Source organism: Bacillus sp. z50 (genome assembly GCF_058313585.1).
The window spans coordinates 905,428-923,429 of sequence record NZ_JBZFQL010000001.1; the positions used below are offsets into that span (position 1 = coordinate 905,428).

Sequence of the window (18,002 nt, forward strand, 5' to 3'; positions counted from 1 at the left end):
GTGCTACGAATTAGTTTCCCTTGTCATTCCTAGGTTTGGGCTGTTTTAAGAAGTCCTTGCTAAAACTGGTATTAGCATCCACTTTGTTGTTATCTATTTCTATCCCTTTACGGATAATTTTATCCCCAAACTTTTTGGTTAGCTTTTCCACAGCAGTATCCAATTTCACTTCTTTTTCATCCTGATCAAAAGAAAAAATGTCCAATTGCTTAATTGCTTCCTGCTGCTCAACTACTTCATTTGCTGTTACCCCCAATAGCCTGACTGGATTTCCATTCCAATGCTTTGAAAAAAGATCTCGTGCATGGCTATATAGATCTTCAGCTTTATAAATAGGATTTTGAAGGGTTTTACCTCGAGTTACTGTTTTTCGATCCTTATAACGAATCGTTATTTGAACTTTTATGGTCAGCAGTTCCTTCTTCTTTAACCGAGCAGATACTTTTTCACTCAAGCGATGAAGGACTTCAAACAATTCATGCTGGTTTGTTACATCTCTTGGTAATGTAGTTGAATTCCCGACACTTTTAAAATCATATATCGACTCCGGATCTACCACACGTCTGTCAATGCCATTGGCTCTTTCTCTTAATCGCACCCCATTAATTCCAAGCAGCTTTTTAAGCGAAACCTCATGTGCATTGGCCAAATCACCAATAGTTTCAATTTTTATTGATGATAGTTTTTCAGCTGTTTTCTGGCCCACTCCATGCATCTCTCCAACCGGCAGGTGCCAAAGTTTAGCCTGAACTTCACGCTTTCTAAGAATCGTAATTCCCATTGGTTTTTTCATATCTGAAGCCGTTTTCGCTAAAAACTTATTTGGAGCTATACCTATACTGCAAGGCAAATCCATCGTTTCCATAATCCTTTTTTGAATCGTCTGGGCTATTTCAACTGGTGATCTATCTCCGCAATAATCGGTAATATCCAAATACCCCTCATCTATCGAAACTGGTTCTACAAGCGGTGTATACATCCGCAACAAATCAAAAATACCTTGCGAGGCAGCACGGTACCGGTCAAAATTAGGTTCCATCAGGATAAGGCCGGGACAAAGCTTCTGCGCCTGCCAAATAGGCATGGTGGTTTTCACCCCGTGTTTACGCGCTGCATAGCTGCATGTCACGATAATCCCTCTTCTTTCTTTTGCATTCCCGGCAATCGCCAATGGCTTGCCTTTCAATTCAGGATTATGTGCCATTTCAACTGAGGCGTAGAAGCTATTCATATCCACATGTAAAATGACTCTTCCGCCTTTTTTTACTTGACGTTGTTCCATCTCTTTAAACCCTCTTATTCCCTTATATTCACTGTTTATCCGGCACTAAACAATTTTATGTAAAATGGCCACCGGAATAATCCAGTGGCACCTTGAACAAACACTATTATTTAGATGGACTTGCTATTTCTTCAATAATCGCAAGTACCATTTCACCAAGCTTATTAAGCTCAGCAATTGGCATTTTTTCACTTGTAGTATGGATATCCTCATATCCTACCGCAAGATTAACTGTAGGAATGCCGTGTCCAGCAATGACATTCGCATCACTGCCTCCACCGCTGTGCTGAAGTTTTGGTTCACGGCCGATTTTAACGGCTGCTTTTTTAGCAACTTCCACCACATGATCACCATGATCATATTTAAAACCAGGATACATAACCGTTACCTCTACTTCAGCAGTACCGCCCATTTCTGCAGCTGTTGATTCAAAGGCATCTTTCATTTTCGCAACCTGAGCTTCCATTTTCTCAGGGATTAGGGAGCGCGCCTCCGCTAGAATTTCTACGTGATCACAAACGATGTTTGTTTGAGTACCGCCCTCAAAGCGGCCAATATTAGCAGTAGTTTCTTCGTCAATTCGTCCAAGCGGCATTTTGGCGATGGCTTTAGCCGCAATCGTAATCGCAGAAACACCTTTTTCCGGCGCAACGCCTGCATGCGCTGTTTTACCTTTAATAACAGCCTGAACTTTAGCTTGTGTCGGTGCTGCAACAATTATGTTGCCAACAGCTTCATCACTATCCAACGCAAAACCATATGTAGCTTTAATAAGAGAACGATCTAATACCTTCGCACCGACTAAGCCGGATTCTTCACCAACTGTAATGATGAACTGGATTGTGCCGTGCTCAATATTGTTTTCTTTTAATACACGGATAACTTCCAGCATAACGGAAAGACCAGTTTTATCATCTGCCCCAAGAATAGTTGTACCATCAGTTACTACATAACCATCTTTAATGGAAGGTTTGACACCGTTACCAGGAACAACCGTATCCATATGGGATGTAAAATAAATCGTATCAACACCTTCTTTAGTGCCAGGCAGCGTACAAATTAAGTTGCCTGCTCCAAAGCCAGTAAGTTCTTTTGCATTGTCCTCGTAAACGTCTAGTCCAAGAAGACTGAATTTATCTTTTAAGATTTTTGCTATTTGTCCTTCATTTTTTGTTTCAGAATCAATTTGTACTAATTCTAAGAATTCTTGTAATAATCTCTCTTCATTAATCAATTGTCTTCCTCCTATCAGGAATAAGTTACTTTATAAGTATACCGATGTTTTTCTCATAAGAAAAGAGCAGGCGCTTGACATATGGCAGACAGTTTTTCCCTTTGCAAATAATAATTTTGGGCATTCCCTTTTTCAGGGAATGAGGTGTACGGTTAGTATCATTTAGAAATTACAAGTCTTTTAGTCAGCTGTTTAATAATCAGATAAAATTAATCTTTATTAAAAAAAATAGTTTACAAGAAAAGAGCCCTTAATAGGACTCTTCAATTTAATTAAAGCGGAATATTTCCATGTTTTTTTGACGGCCTTGATTCTTTTTTTGTTCGAAGCATCTCTAAAGCCTGTGCCAATTTAATTCGGGTTTCTCTTGGATCGATAACATCATCGACCATCCCTTGACTTGCCGCTACATATGGATTAGCAAATTTTACACGGTATTCTTCAATTTTTTGTTGGCGTACGGCTTCAGGATCAGGGCTATTGTTAATTTCTTTAGCAAAAATGATATTGGCTGCACCTTGTGGCCCCATCACAGCGATTTCAGCATTCGGCCAAGCATAGACAAGATCAGCCCCAATCGATTTACTGTTTAAGGCTACATATGCTCCCCCATATGCTTTTCTTAAAATCACCGTTAATTTTGGAACGGTTGCTTCCGAATAAGCATACAAAATTTTCGCACCATGCCGAATAATTCCTCCATGCTCCTGTTTAATTCCCGGAAAGAATCCCGTTACATCCTCAAATGTAATAATCGGGATATTAAATGAATCACAGAAACGGATAAATCTTGCCGCCTTATCAGAAGAATTGATATCGAGTCCTCCCGCCATATATTTCGGTTGATTACATACCAAACCGACTGTCTCACCTTTAATTTTCGCTAAACCAATCACTAGGTTTCGAGCAAAACTCTCTTGGATTTCAAAGAAGGAATCCTGATCGACTACTGCTTTTACAACCTTCCTAACATCATAAGGACGGATACCGTCATAAGGTACCAATTCAGCAATATCAGGGCAATAATCATTTTGCTCAGTCCATTCACTTACTGGTGGTTTTTCTTCATTATTTAAAGGCAGATAGGAAAGCAATTTCCTTACCAAACGTAATGTTTCTTCCTCAGTTTTTCCTTCAAAATGTGCATTTCCACTAATAGAATTATGCACTTTCGCTCCGCCTAAATCTTCTGAACTAATTTTTTCCCCAGTCACGGTTTCTATCACTTTTGGACCGGTGATGAACATTTGGCTTGTTTGATCCACCATAAAAACGAAATCCGTAATGGCTGGAGAATATACGGCACCACCTGCACATGGACCCATGATAACTGATATTTGCGGTACAACGCCCGAGTAGATAACATTGCGGTAAAAAACCTGGCCATATCCATCCAGCGAGGTGACACCCTCCTGAATTCTCGCTCCGCCGGAATCATTTAATCCTATTATTGGAGCTCCGTTTTTAGCAGCCAAATCCATAATGGATGATATTTTCTTGGCATGCATCTCACCCAATGCTCCGCCAAATACGGTAAAATCCTGAGAAAAAATATAAACTGGCCTTCCATCAATTTTGCCATAGCCGGTTACAACCCCATCGCCAGGCCCTTTTATTTGATCCAAACCAAAGTCTCTGTTGCGATGTTCAACAAAAGCATTCAGTTCAACAAAGCTATTATCATCCATCAAAATATCGATTCTCTCTCTAGCTGTCAATTTTCCTTTTTCGTGTTGTTTTTCAATCTTATCCCATCCGCCACCAAGCTCGATATCATTTTTTCTATCATACAGTTCGGTTATTCTTTCATACATATCCACTATTTTATTCCTCCCGTTCCGGTTTCTCTAGAACCTCTACTAAAACTCCCTGTACCGACTTAGGATGTATAAAAGCTACTTGTGTATGATGTGCTCCGGGTCTGGGTTCTTCATCAATCAATTGAATGCCATTATCCTTTATTTCTTTAATTCTTTCTTTAATATCACTCACTTCAAGCGCAATATGGTGTATGCCTTCCCCTCTTTTTGCAATAAATTTTGCAACAGCACTTGATTCATTCAAGGGCTCCAATAACTCTATTCGTGTATTACCAGTGGATAAAAAAGCTACCCTAACTCCCTGGCTCTCGACTATTTCTTCCCCTTCATTTACCATACCAAAAATCCCCTCATATAAAGGAAGCGCTTTCGAAATGGAACGAACAGCAATGCCGATATGATCAATTCCCTTTTGCATACAAATCCCCCTTTATTTTCCTATCTTAAATAATAGAGCATTCTTAAAATTCTATAAAGATATTTTGCTCAAATAGTGAATGAATTTTTTTTAGACTTGAGGAGTTTTGCTAAACATAGTAGTATCAAATAGAAGAATGTAAAAGGAGTGTAGCTCTATGTCTAAAAAGCGTACACAGAAGATAATCGTTTATATTATGATTTTTACGATGGTCGCGGTGACCTTATTATCCGGTTTGTCAGCTTTCCTATAAAAAATAAACCTCATCTTTTTCTCTTCACGGAGAGTCAGATGAGGTTTTTTCGTTTATGGCATGAAATAGTCTCGCATAAAAAGAAGCAGGCTCTGAATTATCATAGATGTACACCTTTGTACCAAGCGGAACTAATTCAAACAGTACCTGGACTTCTTGATTTTTCATCCGGATACATCCAGCAGACACCTTTTTTCCAATCGAATCCTCCTGATTCGTTCCATGAATCCCGTAATTTCTACCATTCGTTTTACGTGCATCAAACCCCATCCATCTAGAGCCGAGTGGGTTTCTTTCATCATTACCGGGAATCGACTTTCTGGAGTATTCAGGATCCTCGAATTTTGTAATAATCGTAAACAGACCCTCTGGTGTATCTTCATCATTCTTTCCAGTAGCAATCGAAAATTGATATCTTTCCTGATTATCAACATAAAATACTAGCTGATTGGTTTGTTTATTAATCACGATAAACGGATCCCCGGGAATTGGGTTGGGTCCTAAAGGCCATATTGGAGACATTACTTGCAGTAATAACCAGAGTGACATCCATTTCATAAAAAACACCCATCCTTTTTGTTTAGGATGGGCTCTGAACTGTGTTTTCATTCATTTCTTTTCTTTAGAATTTGGCAGTGGTTTCACTGTACTTTTGATTATTAGATAGTCTTTCAATTCTTTGATCAGCTGGAAAAGTGCGGCCCGTTTCTCAAAATCATCGAAGGATGTTGGAATTTCTTTCTTTTTTACTTCCTTCACTAACTTCTCAAGCATCTCGATGTATTCATTAGCGGTATTATGATGATGAACATTATCACTTAAAAATCCAATGTATTCACCAAGTTCATGACTGACCTCATCACCCGACAAATCCATCTTAGCAGCTAAAGGCAGTATTCTCTTTAAGATACTCAACTGTTTTTCACGGAGTTTAAAATAGTGATAGTACGAGGCATCATCGACTATTTTATGATTTTCTTCCTCCAAAGCTGCATAGTAAACCGCTTTTCGAATTAAATTTTCTGCATCTATAATCTCTTTACCGCTCCAGGCACTGTTCCCTGTCACCAAATAATTACTTAATTCCTTAAAAATAATACTATAGAGCTTTTCAATATCCATTCGGTATTTTTTTAGCTCCCGCTCCATGTTCGGCATATAAAAGTTAACCAGAAAGGCAACTGTAATCCCAATGACAACTAGTAAAAATTCATTAAGTAAGCTTGACAATGTAATCGAATTAGAAGCGTATAAGTGCAAAATAATTACACTGCTTGTCACAATACCGCCAGAAATATTTAATGCAACAGTTGTCGGAATAAAAAACAACAGCATTAATCCAATGACAGGAGGTGTATATCCGAGAAGTTCAAAAAATGCAAAGGAATAAACCATGGCCAATGAACAGGCAAAGAAACGCTCACCGGCAGCCCTGAACGATCGCTTTTTTGTTCTTTGAATACACAATATAGTAATGATTCCAGCAGAGGCAAAACTCTGAAGCCCAATTATTTGGGCTATGTATATAGCAATTGGAGTCCCTATAGCCGTTTTAACGGTTCGATATCCGATTTTAAACATAGTTTATGTAGTCCCTCTCATGCAATTTAATGCAAAAAAGACGCTCTGAAATCAGACCATCTTTTTACTAATAGCATAAACTTTTTAGAGTACCTTTTGCAAGAAGTCTTTAGCACGTTCAGATTTAGGATTCGAGAAAAACTCTGCCGGAGGGGCATCCTCCACAATCACTCCTCCATCTAAAAATAAAACACGATCGGCTACTTCCTTGGCAAATCCCATTTCATGCGTCACAATCGCCATTGTCATCCCTGAAGTTGCCAGTGATTTCATAACTTCGAGTACTTCTTTCACCATCTCAGGATCAAGCGCTGAAGTAGGTTCATCAAACAGCATAATTTCAGGTTTCATGGCTAACGCTCGCGCTATGGCTACCCTTTGTTTTTGACCGCCGGAGAGGCGTTCAGGATACACATTCGCTTTATCTTCCATTCCTACTTTTGCCAATAGTTCCATTGCTTCCTTTTTGGCTTGCTCTTTCTTGACTTTGCGGACTTTCATTGGTGCGTACATGATGTTTTCCAAAACCGTCTTATGAGGGAACAGATAAAAGTGCTGGAATACCATTCCTACATTCTGACGCATCGCTAACACATCTGTTTTCGGTGCAGTAATCTCCTCACCCTTTATCCAAATCTGTCCGCCAGTTGGTTTTTCCATTAGGTTCATACAACGAAGAAATGTTGATTTACCGGAACCGGATGGTCCAATTACAGCAATCACTTCTCCTTCTTTTATCTCTGTGGAAATCCCCTTTAGAACTTCCAGCTTTCCATAGCTTTTATATAGCTCTTTTACTTTAATCATCAGTGCTGCAACCTCTTTTCAAGCATTTTTCCGATTAGCGTTAAAATCATAACCAGTACGTAATAGATTAAACCTGCAAACAGAAGCGGCTCTAAATATTGGAAGGTTTGTCCCCCAACTTGGTATGCGCGTCTCATGATATCCATTACGCCAATAGTTGTAACGATCGCAGATTCCTTTGTAAGCGTGATGAATTCATTCATTAAGGCAGGTAAAATATTTTTATATGCCTGCGGAAGGATGATATTGGCCATCATGCTGCTGTATGGAACACCAAGTGCCATGGCCGCTTCCCTTTGACCCTTATCTACCGCAAGAACCCCCCCACGGATAATTTCGGAAATATATGCAGCCGAGTTTAAAGAAAATGCTAAAACTGCTGCCCAATACCCTTCAATCTGAAAACCAAATAATTGCGGTGAAGCAAAATAAATAATCATTAATTGAAGAACTAATGGAGTACCCCTAAATATAGATGTATAAAAATCTGATAACCAAATGAGCGGCTTAATTGTAGTGATTTTGCATAAGGCTATAATGGTTCCAAGAAAGAAACCAAACAATGCAGCCAATGCTGCTATTTGCAATGTCGTATATACACCTTCCATTATATAGGGCATGGAAGGGATAATATCTGTAAAATCAAGATTCATGTACTTTCTCCTATCACTGTTAATAAAAAGAAAATTTCAGAAAGGGGTTCTCCCTTTCTGAAATTATTATTCAGCGTCTCCGCCAAACCATTTTAGAACTAACTCTTCAAGTTCACCATTTTCTTTCATCTTTTTCAACTCTTCATTAAATTGATCGCGCAATTCACTGCCTTTTTTGAAAGCAATGGCAGATCCAACTTCTTCTGCATCTCCTTCAAGAAGGAATCCTGTTAAATCTTCATTCTTATCAAGATACCCTTGTGCCACTAAATCTTCAATAATAGCCGCATCAAAACGTTCAGATTTTATTTCCTGTACCAATTCAGGAATTTTGTCACGGTTTTCAACTGTCATTTTTGTTGTTTTAGCTAATTCCTGAGCTTTTTCTTCTTGAATAGAACCCATTTGTACCCCGACAGTTTTATTTTCCAGATCTTTAACTGATTCGATTTTGTTATCTTTTGAAGTGACAATCATATGGTTTGCTGTGTAATAAATATCAGAGAAATCCACATTCTTTTCACGCTCCTCAGTTGGAGTCATCCCAGCCATAACAAAATCAGCTTGTCCATTTTTCACAGCCGTTACTAAACCGCCAAAATCCATATCGACAACTTCTACTTTATAACCAAGTTTCCCAGCAATCGCTTTTGCCAAATCTACATCAAATCCGATAATTTCATCACTTTTCGCTGTATCAATGTATTCGAATGGTTTATAATCAGCCGATGTAGCCATTTTTAAAACTTTTTCATCTTCAGAACCATTTCCTGACTCGTCAGAACTTCCACAAGCCGTTAATACCGAAACTGCTAATACTGCTGTCAATAAACTAAGCAACCATTTTTTCATTGTCCTTTACCCCCACTATAATGTGTTTTTCATGATGATAGTTTTCATTTCCTTACACAATTAAACTATCAAACTATATTTTAAGATTTAATAAATATTATATATATGCAACAAAATGTATTTTAACACATAAAATCTGTTTTGCAAAATATTTAATTATTATGTATATATAATTAATTTTTCTTGAGTTTTCACGCGTTAAACTAAAAAAGAAGTATCAAAAAATGATACTTCTCCCATAACATTATAATAAAATTATATACAGAATTTTATTATATTTAGACATTTTCATTCTTATCTTTTTTGAGCTTATTTTCCTCTTTTCACCTGAGGTAAGATCGATTAGACTTCTTCACAATATTCATCAAACATTTTTTGCAGATTTTCAATTACTTCTAAAGGTTCATGCCCTTCAATCTCATGACGCTCAACCATTTTGATGATTTTTCCATCTTTTAAAAGAGCGAATGATGGAGAGGAAGGCGGATAGCCCGTAAAGTATTCTCTTGCTCTGGCAGTAGCTTCTTTATCCTGACCGGCAAAGACCGTTACCAATTGGTCTGGTCTTTTATCATAATTCACTGCATGATAAGCAGCAGGACGAGCAATACCACCTGCACATCCACAAACAGAGTTAACCATAACAAGCGTTGTTCCCTTTTTGCTTAGAGTCTCATCTACTTCTTCTGCAGTTGTTAATTCTTTGTAACCTGCATTTTGTATTTCCTGACGAGCCTGGCGAACCACGTCGTTCATAAATAAATTAAAATTCATGCTCACTTAAACATCTTCCTTTCTATCGGAGCTACCCTTATAGTATCAGAGCAGCCGTTTTTTATAAAATATTCCAGATGACAGGTTTAGTTTACTTACACATGGGAATAGTACCTTTAATTAAGATGACCCCCTATACTCCTAAACTTTTGGATAGCCATAAGGCTATCCATCTTTTTTATGTACTACTCTACATTTTACTTATCCTTCGAAAAAAAATACAGATGAAATAATTCAGCAGCTGCTTTTGAAACTATTTTCTCTCCATCTCTGACACTTGCTTCGATAATCGGTAATAGTTTCTTAACAGCTTTATCGGTATAAAAATGATCAATGATTTGCTGTTCTACTTCACTCTCAAACCATTTTGTGACCTGCCGTTTTCGCCTATTCGAAAATTCACCTGTTTCCTTTGTGAAAACGGAAAATTCTATAATGGCCTCCCAAATTTCATTCAGACCCTGTTTATGCAAGGCTGAACAAGCAAACGTCCTGACAGTCCAATCCTTTGTAGCCGGTATATGATCACGGAGGATTTGACGGTATTCCTCTTTCGCTCGCATTGCTAGCTTTTCATTTTCCCCATCAGCTTTATTAACAGCTATTCCATCGACAAGCTCAAGGATGCCTTTTTTCATTCCTTGCAGTTCGTCTCCTGCACCCGTAAGAGTCAGCAGCAGAAAAAAATCTACCATATCCCTGACTTCAGCTTCACTTTGTCCCACTCCAACCGTTTCTACTAAGATCACTGAATATCCGGCAGCCTCACAAATCATCATGCTTTCTCTTGTTTTACGGTGCACACCGCCTAATTTACCTCCTGATGGGGTCGGGCGGATAAAGGCATTTGGATGTTTCGAAAGTTCTTCCATCCTAGTCTTATCTCCAAGTATACTGCCTCCGCTGATGGAAGAGCTGGGGTCAATGGCAAGTACGGCCACTTTATACCCAAGCTCACATAAAAATAGCCCCATATTCTCAATAAATGTACTCTTTCCTGCCCCTGGAACCCCACTAATACCGATGCGAATTGAATTCCCTGTAAAGGGGAGGATAGATTGCAAAATCTCTTCAGCCTGCGGACGATAAACGTCCCCTTTGCTTTCAACGAAAGTAATGGCTTTTGATAATGCTTGTAATTGCCCGGCTTTTAAGTTCCGGACAATTTCCTCTGTATCAACGGGCTTCGTATGGACTCTCTTATATCTTTTTCTTTCGTATTGCTGATTATGGTCTGTCATGACTGGACACTTCCTCATACCCTAGCCTTTTATAAATTTCATTTACTATTTTGATAGCCGCTTCCGGTATGACGGTTCCAGGACCAAATATAGCTGAAGCACCATGCTTGTATAAATAATCATAGTCCTGCTCCGGTATGACGCCTCCTGCAATAATGACGATATCCTCCCGGCCAAGTTTTTTTAGTTCACTGGCCAATTGAGGCAACAATGTTTTATGCCCTCCGGCTAAAGAACTCATCCCAATGACATGCACATCATTTTCAACTGCCTGTTTAGCAGATTCCTCCGGTGTTTGAAATAAAGGACCCATATCGACATCAAATCCAAGATCTGCATAAGCTGATGCAACAATTTTGGCCCCACGGTCATGACCGTCCTGACCCATTTTAGCAATTAATATTCGAGGACGGCGACCCTCATTAAGCAAAAATTCCTCTGTTAATTCTCTAACTTCATTGATTTTATCTAACTCCCGATAATGGGAACCATAGACTCCGCTGATTGTTCGGATAACAGCGCGGTGGCGACCCGATACCGCTTCTATCGCATCCGAGATTTCACCAAGAGTTGCTCTCGCAATGGCTGCCTCAACAGCCAATTCCAACAAATTGCCTTCTCCAGACTGTGCAGCTTTGGTCAATGCATTCAGTGTTTTTGTAACTTGTTCCTGATTACGCGTACCCTTAATCGTTTCGAGTCGTTTAATCTGCTGTTCGCGGACCTTTGAATTATCAATTTCAAGGATATCAAATTCTTCTTTTTCTTCTGTCCGGTATTGATTGATTCCAATCATGATTTCTTCACCGGAATCAATTTTGGCTTGCCGGCGTGCAGCAGCTTCCTCAATCCTCATCTTTGGAATACCGGATTCAATTGCCTTGGCCATCCCTCCAAGCTGTTCAATTTCCTCCAAATGTGCCCATGCTTTCTCAATTAAACGATTCGTTAAGGACTCGACATAATAGGAACCACCCCATGGATCAATAACATTTGTAATTCCGGTTTCCTCCTGCAGGAATAACTGCGTATTCCTGGCGATACTAGCTGAAAACTCTGTCGGCAGCGCAATCGCTTCATCAAAAGCATTTGTATGTAAGGATTGAGTATGCCCAAGTGCCGCTGCGTGTGCCTCTATTAAAGTTCTGGCGATATTATTGAAGGGATCTTGTTCAGCAAGGCTCCAACCGGATGTTTGCGAATGTGTTCTAAGTGCCAGCGATTTTTCATTTTTCGGATCAAATTGCTTCATAAGTTTTGACCATAAAAAGCGAGCCGCTCTTAGCTTAGCAACTTCCATAAAATAGTTCATACCGATACCCCAAAAAAACGATAAACGTGGGGCAAATGTATCAATAGCTATGCCCGCTTTCAATCCTGTTCTCACATACTCAATTCCATCAGCCAGTGTATAGGCAAGCTCCAAATCCGCAGGTGCTCCTGCCTCCTGCATATGATAGCCAGAGATTGATATACTATTAAATTTCGGCATATGAGCGGAGGTATACTCAAAGATATCGGCAATAATTTTCATAGACATAGCTGGTGGGTAAATATATGTATTACGTACCATATATTCTTTTAAAATATCATTCTGTATCGTACCGGTAAGCCGTGATGAATCTACGCCCTGTTCTTTTGCTGTAGCAATATAAAATGCCATTATCGGCAATACGGCACCATTCATTGTCATCGACACAGACATTTTCTCTAGTGGTATACCGGAAAATAGTATTTTCATGTCTTCTATCGAATCAATCGCAACTCCCGCTTTCCCAACATCCCCAACCACACGCGGATGATCAGAATCATAGCCTCGATGAGTCGCTAAATCAAATGCAACCGATAACCCTTTTTGTCCCATCTCCAAATTCCGTCTGTAAAAAGCATTCGATTCTTCAGCAGTAGAAAAGCCTGCATATTGGCGAACTGTCCATGGGCGGTTTACATACATCGCTGCATATGGCCCCCGCGTAAAGGGAGCAATCCCCGGGAAGGACGGTACATGCTCCACCAGTTCTAAATCATCCCGATTATATAGAGGCTTTAACGGTATTTGCTCATTTGTTTCAAAGTCAGGAATATCCGAACGTATATCTGCTGAATCTGAAACGAAATCCTCATGGACAGACTGCCAATCTATTTGTGAAAAATCCGGTTTTTTCATGCCTTTACCCCCTGCCTTGATGACAATATGGTTAATAGGTCAATCATATTTGTATGTCGGTCAATTTTCTTCCAATTAAATTCCTTGATAGCCAAATCAAAATTCCCCACTGCATAAATATGCATATTGCTGTCTACTTTTAAATTGGATAATGGCGTATTCAGGTGATTCTCATCACCGCATATCAGGAAATAGCTTCCCTGGCAACCTCTTATTATCTCTTCCAGCATTTCTTGATTTACTATTCCGGTTCGCTCTGTATAACTCAGACCCCCTGCCGCCAATACTTCTTTTGAAAGATCAATATATGGCTTAGATTGAGAGACGCTGCCCAGCCCAATCACTATGATTCTTTGCTGTTGCTCCATCTCATTGCCCCAGGTCAAATTCATCGATCGAATAGCTTCAAATTCTGATGCTAAACGGATTGGTTTAAGCGGGAATATTTCTTTTTCACTCTTTTGAATGCTTTGCGTATCTATTAAATTCTGCGTGAGATCCGGTCGTTCTTCTTTTGGATTTGCATACACATTTGTACCCACCATCTTTTCCTTCCTAATAGCTACCGCTGATAATCTGTTTTTAGCTAGCTCTGCTAACTCTCCTTGTATTTGCCCCTTCTTTAACTCTGAAAGAATACCGCCTTTTTTCTCCAGTTTAATAAACTGATCCCATGCCTGTTGACACAGTTCATCTGTTAAAGCCTCCAAATAGTAAGAACCCCCGCCTGGATCAGCTGTTTTCATTAACATGCTCTCTTCCCTAAGAATATGTGGAATGTTTCTTGCCAGGCGTTTTCCAAGAGAACTCTTTTCTCTTTGCAATTGATCGAATGGAATGACCGTGAGATACTGACAGTTCCCAATTACAGCTGCCAATGCTTCATTTGTTGTACGAAGGAGATTTACATAATGATCAAACCCGGTTTTATTTCTTAATGAGGTCTGTGCATGGATGTCCATTTTAAAGATGTTTTCCTGACCATATGCCTTACCAACCGCAAACCAAAGCTTTCGCGCAGCTCGAAGTTTGGCAATTTGCATGAAAAAGGAGGAATCAATCGAGAATGAAAAAATTATTTTTTCTGCCGTTTCTTGTGCTGATAACCCTGCCTGCATGCCTTCAAATACATAATGTGCACCAAGTGATAATGAATACGCAATCTCTTTGACGGCATCTGCACCTGCTTCATGATAAGGCCTACTATTGACCAGAATTGTTTTTATTGTTGGGGAAGATAGATTCCAGTTCTTTATATAGTGAAACCAATCAGATAAGGCATTGTTTTCTTTAGTAGGTATAGACCCTCTTTCAGCCCATTCAGTAATTAAATCTCGTACCACTGCTCCTTGTTGATCAGATAGCCCGTTAACCTCAGCTAACTTTTCCATAATGATTTCCTGCCTGTTACCAGAACCAGCCTCTAGAAATAAAGGATAGTCCTCAATCGGCAAATCATTCAATAGTATGATTAGTTCTTCACTGCCCATTTTGTTTACATCAAAGGAAATCGTATTTTGCCCATTCTCCAATGCCTCGAGTATAGTTCCCTTAATATTGCTTCCTGTTGCCACTTGGCAAATTTTTAGCGGGTGATGCTGATAGCCATTTTCATAGATTCCTCTTGTATAAGGAGGTTTACCGGGTACTTCATCTTTTTCTGAATCCAGATTGTAAAGCGGTTTCAAAATAATTTTTTCAAGCGTTTGAGTGTGTAATGTGTCCAGTTCTTTTCCCTTTAAAGATTTTAGAACTGCTTTTTCCCACTCCTCCACTGTTGTCTGTTGAAACCTATCATTCTTTGCATCCTTTATATTCATAGCTTGCTTTCTACTAAAAGAAAGCTCCCTCCCCTCGCCAATTAACGAAATAGTATGTTAATTAATCTTATCATGCAAATGACCTTTTTCTCCAATAAAAGGAAAAATAGTGCAAATCTCTTAAGTCCTTATAAAATCAATTCACCAATACTTCTCCATTAAAGTATTTGACCAGGTGGGTTGAAGAACTCTTTCTTTTGGCAAAAATTCTTTCATTACAGGCTTAATATCTATGATAGGGGTACCATCCAGAGCATCTAGCCCTTTAACAGTTAATACTCTCTGTTTAACTCCCACCAATTCAACGATTGTAACCCCAAGCTTATTCGGCCGATTCTTCCCTCTTTGTGCAAAGACGCCTACCTCGGGAAATTCTTTATTATTTCTGGGATGTCTGGCTTCATACTGAATATTTCTATCATCCACTTTGTCAAAATAAAAAATAATTTCTAAATGAGAGAATTCGTGTATACCTTTTAAAGACGATTGACTTATATTCTCAGCCAGTTCAATGGACGATACAATAGCACCCCAATCATCATCCACTATTTCTTTCCTGCTATTCTTCACAAATGCTATTGGTTCTATCAAATAGTGCATAGCTACATCTCCTTAATCAGACGTCAGTCACTCTATCATTTCTTCAACTCCGAGAAAAATTCCTTTAAAATAAAATGAAAAGAAAAACGTCGATGAATTCACAGGTGTATATAATGTCCATTTAATCCAGTAAATTATTTCTTGGGAAATGATTCAAGCAAATAAAAGAAGACACACATACTGTGTGCCCTCATGTTTTCTATTAATATAGCGGTGTGTTTTCGCTTGTGATATGTTCCAGGATATCTTTCACTCGAGCCAAAAACCTTCCGCATACCAATCCATCAAGAACACGGTGATCTAGTGATAGACATAAATTGACCCGATCCCGGATAGCAATCATATTGCCGTGCATGACAACTGGTTTCTTGACAATTGACTCCACTTGCAAGATAGCTGCCTGTGGATGGTTTATAATTCCCATCGATTGGATGGATCCAAATGAACCAGTATTATTTACCGTAAAGGTACCGCCCTGCATATCCTCGGACTTTAATTTACCGGAACGGACCTTTTCAGCCAATTCATTAATTTCACGCGCGATCCCTTTAATTGTTTTTTCATCTGCATATTTAATAACCGGAACATACAACGCATCATCCGTCGACACAGCAATCGAGATATTAATATCTTTTTTCCTGACAATTTTATCTCCAGCCCACATTGAATTCATTTCAGGAAACTCTTTTAATGCTTGAGCAACCGCTTTAACAAAAAAGGCAAAATAAGTTAGATTATAGCCTTCCTTTTGCCTAAATTCCTTCTTAAGTGAATCACGGTATTGAACGAGATTGGTTACATCCGCTTCCACCATTGTCCATGCATGCGGAATCTCATGTTTAGAACGCACCATATTTTGTGCAATAGCTTTCCTCATACCAGTTACAGGTATTTCTAGGTCTCCACTTTCTATCTTCATATCACTGCCTGATGATTTTTGCTTTACACCCAAATCAGGCTCATACATCTGAGTATCCGCTTTCGGTTCAGCATTTTCAATGTTAACTTGGGCCTTAGCAGCAGTGCCGCCCTCCACAGCTTTCAAAATGTCTTTACGAGTAATTCGACCGCCGGCTCCGCTTCCAGCCACGTTTTCGAGGTTAATCCCATGTTCCTGGGATAATTTTAATACGGCCGGAGAATAACGTGCCTTATTAGATTGGTTGGTCTGAATTAGCAATTCACTTTTTTCCTCAGAACGATTCTTTTCTTCCTTTGGTGCCTCTTCAGAACTATCAGGCTCTCCTGCCAGTTGGATACTGCACATGACTTCCCCGACAGGAAGTGTCTCTCCCTCTGCTGCAATCAAATCTTTAATTACTCCAGTAAAGGAAGATGGAACTTCGGCATTCACTTTATCCGTCATTACTTCAGCTATCGGGTCATATTTATTCACTCGGTCACCGGGCTTTACAAGCCAGCTCGAGATCGTCCCTTCTGTCACACTCTCCCCAAGCTGCGGCATTTTCATCTGTTCTATTGGCATTCGCTATTTATCTCCTTTCGCAATCAGTTTAAAATTCTGCTAATTCTCTCATGGCTTTTTCCACTTTTTCCGGGTTGACCATAAAATATTTTTCCATAGTTGGAGCATATGGCATCGCCGGAAGATCAGGACCTGCTAAACGTTTAATTGGTGCATCCAGCTCAAACAAGCAGTTCTCGGCAATGATCGCCGCCACCTCGCTTATTATGCTGCCTTCCTTCGTATCTTCCGTTATCAATAGCACTTTACCAGTTTTGGAGGAAGCCTCGATAATTGCTTCCTTATCGAGGGGATACACTGTCCTTAAATCTAAAACATGCACTGAGATTCCATCCTGAGCTAATTTTTCAGCAGCCTGAAGCGCAAAGTGAACACAAAGTCCATAAGTGATAACCGTAATATCATCTCCATCTCTTTTTACATCCGCTTTGCCTATCGGCAATACATAATCATCATTGGAGACTTCCCCTTTGATCAGACGGTACGCACGTTTATGCTCAAAGAAAAGTACAGGATCTTCATCACGTATTGCTGCTTTTAAAAGCCCTTTTGCGTCGTATGGTGTAGATGGCATAACAATTTTTAAACCAGGCTGGTTGGCAAAAATGGCCTCTACTGATTGTGAATGATATAAGGCACCGTGTACCCCACCACCGTAAGGAGCACGTATGACCATCGGACAATGCCAATCATTATTGGACCGATAGCGGATTTTGGCAGCCTCAGAAATGATTTGGTTTATTGCCGGCATAATAAAATCCGCAAATTGTATTTCTGCAATCGGTCGCATTCCATACATTGCAGCTCCGATTCCTACTCCCGCAATAGCAGATTCAGCCAAAGGCGTATCAATTACTCGATCTTCACCAAATTGCTCGTACAGCCCGTTTGTAGCCTTAAACACTCCTCCTTTTCTGCCAACATCTTCACCAAGGATAAAAACTTTTTCATCTCGTTCCATTTCTTCTTTCATCGCCATGGTTATTGCATCAATATATGAAATGACAGGCATGG

Annotated in this window: 17 protein-coding genes; 1 reads left to right on the top strand and 16 read right to left on the bottom strand. The window is 39.5% G+C overall.

Going from position 1 to position 18,002, the window contains the following annotated elements; translation table 11 throughout:
- Positions 1-10: 10 nt before the first annotated feature.
- From AC4G3N_RS04255 to mce, 4 genes are all read right to left on the bottom strand, one after another.
- Positions 11-1,282, bottom strand: a complete 1,272-nt coding sequence (locus AC4G3N_RS04255) for a DNA polymerase IV (RefSeq protein WP_066104852.1) — start codon at positions 1,280-1,282, stop codon at positions 11-13.
- A 106-nt stretch (positions 1,283-1,388) separates the two neighbouring features.
- Positions 1,389-2,516: a M20/M25/M40 family metallo-hydrolase gene (locus AC4G3N_RS04260; protein WP_066104855.1), complete on the bottom strand. Its 1,128-nt coding sequence runs from the start codon at positions 2,514-2,516 to the stop codon at positions 1,389-1,391.
- Between the two features lie 272 nt (positions 2,517-2,788).
- Complete coding sequence (locus AC4G3N_RS04265; RefSeq protein ID WP_373925498.1) at positions 2,789-4,330, bottom strand: acyl-CoA carboxylase subunit beta; 1,542 nt, start codon at positions 4,328-4,330, stop codon at positions 2,789-2,791.
- A gap of 10 nt (positions 4,331-4,340) precedes the next feature.
- Entirely contained in the window at positions 4,341-4,754 is a 414-nt protein-coding gene (gene mce, locus AC4G3N_RS04270) for a methylmalonyl-CoA epimerase (protein WP_066104864.1), read from the bottom strand.
- A 157-nt stretch (positions 4,755-4,911) separates the two neighbouring features.
- Between mce and prli42 the strand changes: the two genes are divergently transcribed.
- Positions 4,912-5,007 carry a stressosome-associated protein Prli42 gene (gene prli42 / locus AC4G3N_RS04275; protein WP_139063836.1) on the top strand — a complete coding sequence of 32 codons (96 nt, stop codon included), beginning with the start codon at positions 4,912-4,914 and terminating at the stop codon, positions 5,005-5,007.
- 24 nt (positions 5,008-5,031) lie between these two features.
- On the opposite strand, the gene AC4G3N_RS04280 is transcribed toward prli42, so the two are convergent.
- From AC4G3N_RS04280 to AC4G3N_RS04335, 12 genes are all read right to left on the bottom strand, one after another.
- Positions 5,032-5,565: a L,D-transpeptidase gene (locus AC4G3N_RS04280; RefSeq protein WP_066105640.1), complete on the bottom strand. Its 534-nt coding sequence runs from the start codon at positions 5,563-5,565 to the stop codon at positions 5,032-5,034.
- A gap of 51 nt (positions 5,566-5,616) precedes the next feature.
- The gene (locus AC4G3N_RS04285) at positions 5,617-6,588 is read right to left on the bottom strand and encodes an aromatic acid exporter family protein (RefSeq protein WP_066104868.1); all 972 of its coding nucleotides are present in this window, start codon (positions 6,586-6,588) and stop codon (positions 5,617-5,619) included.
- Positions 6,589-6,672: 84 nt separating this feature from the next.
- A complete protein-coding gene (locus AC4G3N_RS04290) occupies positions 6,673-7,395 on the bottom strand; it encodes an amino acid ABC transporter ATP-binding protein (protein WP_066104869.1) in 723 nt (240 codons plus the stop codon).
- Positions 7,395-8,048 (bottom strand): amino acid ABC transporter permease, encoded by a 654-nt coding sequence (locus tag AC4G3N_RS04295; RefSeq protein ID WP_066104872.1) that lies wholly within the window; start codon positions 8,046-8,048, stop codon positions 7,395-7,397. Before AC4G3N_RS04295 ends, AC4G3N_RS04290 begins: the two co-directional genes overlap by 1 nt.
- Before the next feature lie 66 nt (positions 8,049-8,114).
- Positions 8,115-8,900, bottom strand: coding sequence for a transporter substrate-binding domain-containing protein (locus AC4G3N_RS04300; RefSeq protein ID WP_066104877.1), 786 nt, complete (start codon positions 8,898-8,900; stop codon positions 8,115-8,117).
- 342 nt (positions 8,901-9,242) lie between these two features.
- Positions 9,243-9,680: a BrxA/BrxB family bacilliredoxin gene (locus tag AC4G3N_RS04305; protein WP_066104881.1), complete on the bottom strand. Its 438-nt coding sequence runs from the start codon at positions 9,678-9,680 to the stop codon at positions 9,243-9,245.
- A 191-nt stretch (positions 9,681-9,871) separates the two neighbouring features.
- A complete protein-coding gene (meaB, locus tag AC4G3N_RS04310; RefSeq protein WP_066104884.1) occupies positions 9,872-10,915 on the bottom strand; it encodes a methylmalonyl Co-A mutase-associated GTPase MeaB in 1,044 nt (347 codons plus the stop codon).
- Positions 10,902-13,082: a methylmalonyl-CoA mutase gene (gene scpA, locus AC4G3N_RS04315; RefSeq protein WP_490551169.1), complete on the bottom strand. Its 2,181-nt coding sequence runs from the start codon at positions 13,080-13,082 to the stop codon at positions 10,902-10,904. The genes meaB and scpA overlap by 14 nt, the downstream gene beginning before the upstream one ends.
- Complete coding sequence (locus AC4G3N_RS04320; protein WP_491089796.1) at positions 13,079-14,902, bottom strand: methylmalonyl-CoA mutase family protein; 1,824 nt, start codon at positions 14,900-14,902, stop codon at positions 13,079-13,081. Before AC4G3N_RS04320 ends, scpA begins: the two co-directional genes overlap by 4 nt.
- Before the next feature lie 141 nt (positions 14,903-15,043).
- Entirely contained in the window at positions 15,044-15,502 is a 459-nt protein-coding gene (locus AC4G3N_RS04325; protein WP_491089797.1) for an SAM-dependent methyltransferase, read from the bottom strand.
- A 202-nt stretch (positions 15,503-15,704) separates the two neighbouring features.
- The gene (locus AC4G3N_RS04330; RefSeq protein ID WP_491089798.1) at positions 15,705-16,988 is read right to left on the bottom strand and encodes a dihydrolipoamide acetyltransferase family protein; all 1,284 of its coding nucleotides are present in this window, start codon (positions 16,986-16,988) and stop codon (positions 15,705-15,707) included.
- A 28-nt stretch (positions 16,989-17,016) separates the two neighbouring features.
- Entirely contained in the window at positions 17,017-18,000 is a 984-nt protein-coding gene (locus tag AC4G3N_RS04335; RefSeq protein ID WP_066104899.1) for an alpha-ketoacid dehydrogenase subunit beta, read from the bottom strand.
- Positions 18,001-18,002: the final 2 nt, after the last annotated feature.

Bases quoted from the DNA above. Each gene is read 5' to 3' on its own strand.
- AC4G3N_RS04255 (WP_066104852.1), bottom strand. From the start codon at position 1,282: ATGGAACAACGTCAAGTAAAAAAAGGCGGAAGAGTCATTTTACATGTG.
- AC4G3N_RS04265 (WP_373925498.1), bottom strand. From the start codon at position 4,330: ATGTATGAAAGAATAACCGAACTGTATGATAGAAAAAATGATATCGAG.
- mce (WP_066104864.1), bottom strand. From the start codon at position 4,754: ATGCAAAAGGGAATTGATCATATCGGCATTGCTGTTCGTTCCATTTCG.
- prli42 (WP_139063836.1), top strand. From the start codon at position 4,912: ATGTCTAAAAAGCGTACACAGAAGATAATCGTTTATATTATGATTTTT.
- AC4G3N_RS04280 (WP_066105640.1), bottom strand. From the start codon at position 5,565: ATGAAATGGATGTCACTCTGGTTATTACTGCAAGTAATGTCTCCAATA.
- AC4G3N_RS04285 (WP_066104868.1), bottom strand. From the start codon at position 6,588: ATGTTTAAAATCGGATATCGAACCGTTAAAACGGCTATAGGGACTCCA.
- AC4G3N_RS04290 (WP_066104869.1), bottom strand. From the start codon at position 7,395: ATGATTAAAGTAAAAGAGCTATATAAAAGCTATGGAAAGCTGGAAGTT.
- AC4G3N_RS04295 (WP_066104872.1), bottom strand. From the start codon at position 8,048: ATGAATCTTGATTTTACAGATATTATCCCTTCCATGCCCTATATAATG.
- AC4G3N_RS04300 (WP_066104877.1), bottom strand. From the start codon at position 8,900: ATGAAAAAATGGTTGCTTAGTTTATTGACAGCAGTATTAGCAGTTTCG.
- meaB (WP_066104884.1), bottom strand. From the start codon at position 10,915: ATGACAGACCATAATCAGCAATACGAAAGAAAAAGATATAAGAGAGTC.
- scpA (WP_490551169.1), bottom strand. From the start codon at position 13,082: ATGAAAAAACCGGATTTTTCACAAATAGATTGGCAGTCTGTCCATGAG.
- AC4G3N_RS04320 (WP_491089796.1), bottom strand. From the start codon at position 14,902: ATGAATATAAAGGATGCAAAGAATGATAGGTTTCAACAGACAACAGTG.
- AC4G3N_RS04325 (WP_491089797.1), bottom strand. From the start codon at position 15,502: ATGCACTATTTGATAGAACCAATAGCATTTGTGAAGAATAGCAGGAAA.
- AC4G3N_RS04330 (WP_491089798.1), bottom strand. From the start codon at position 16,988: ATGCCAATAGAACAGATGAAAATGCCGCAGCTTGGGGAGAGTGTGACA.
- AC4G3N_RS04335 (WP_066104899.1), bottom strand. From the start codon at position 18,000: ATGCCTGTCATTTCATATATTGATGCAATAACCATGGCGATGAAAGAA.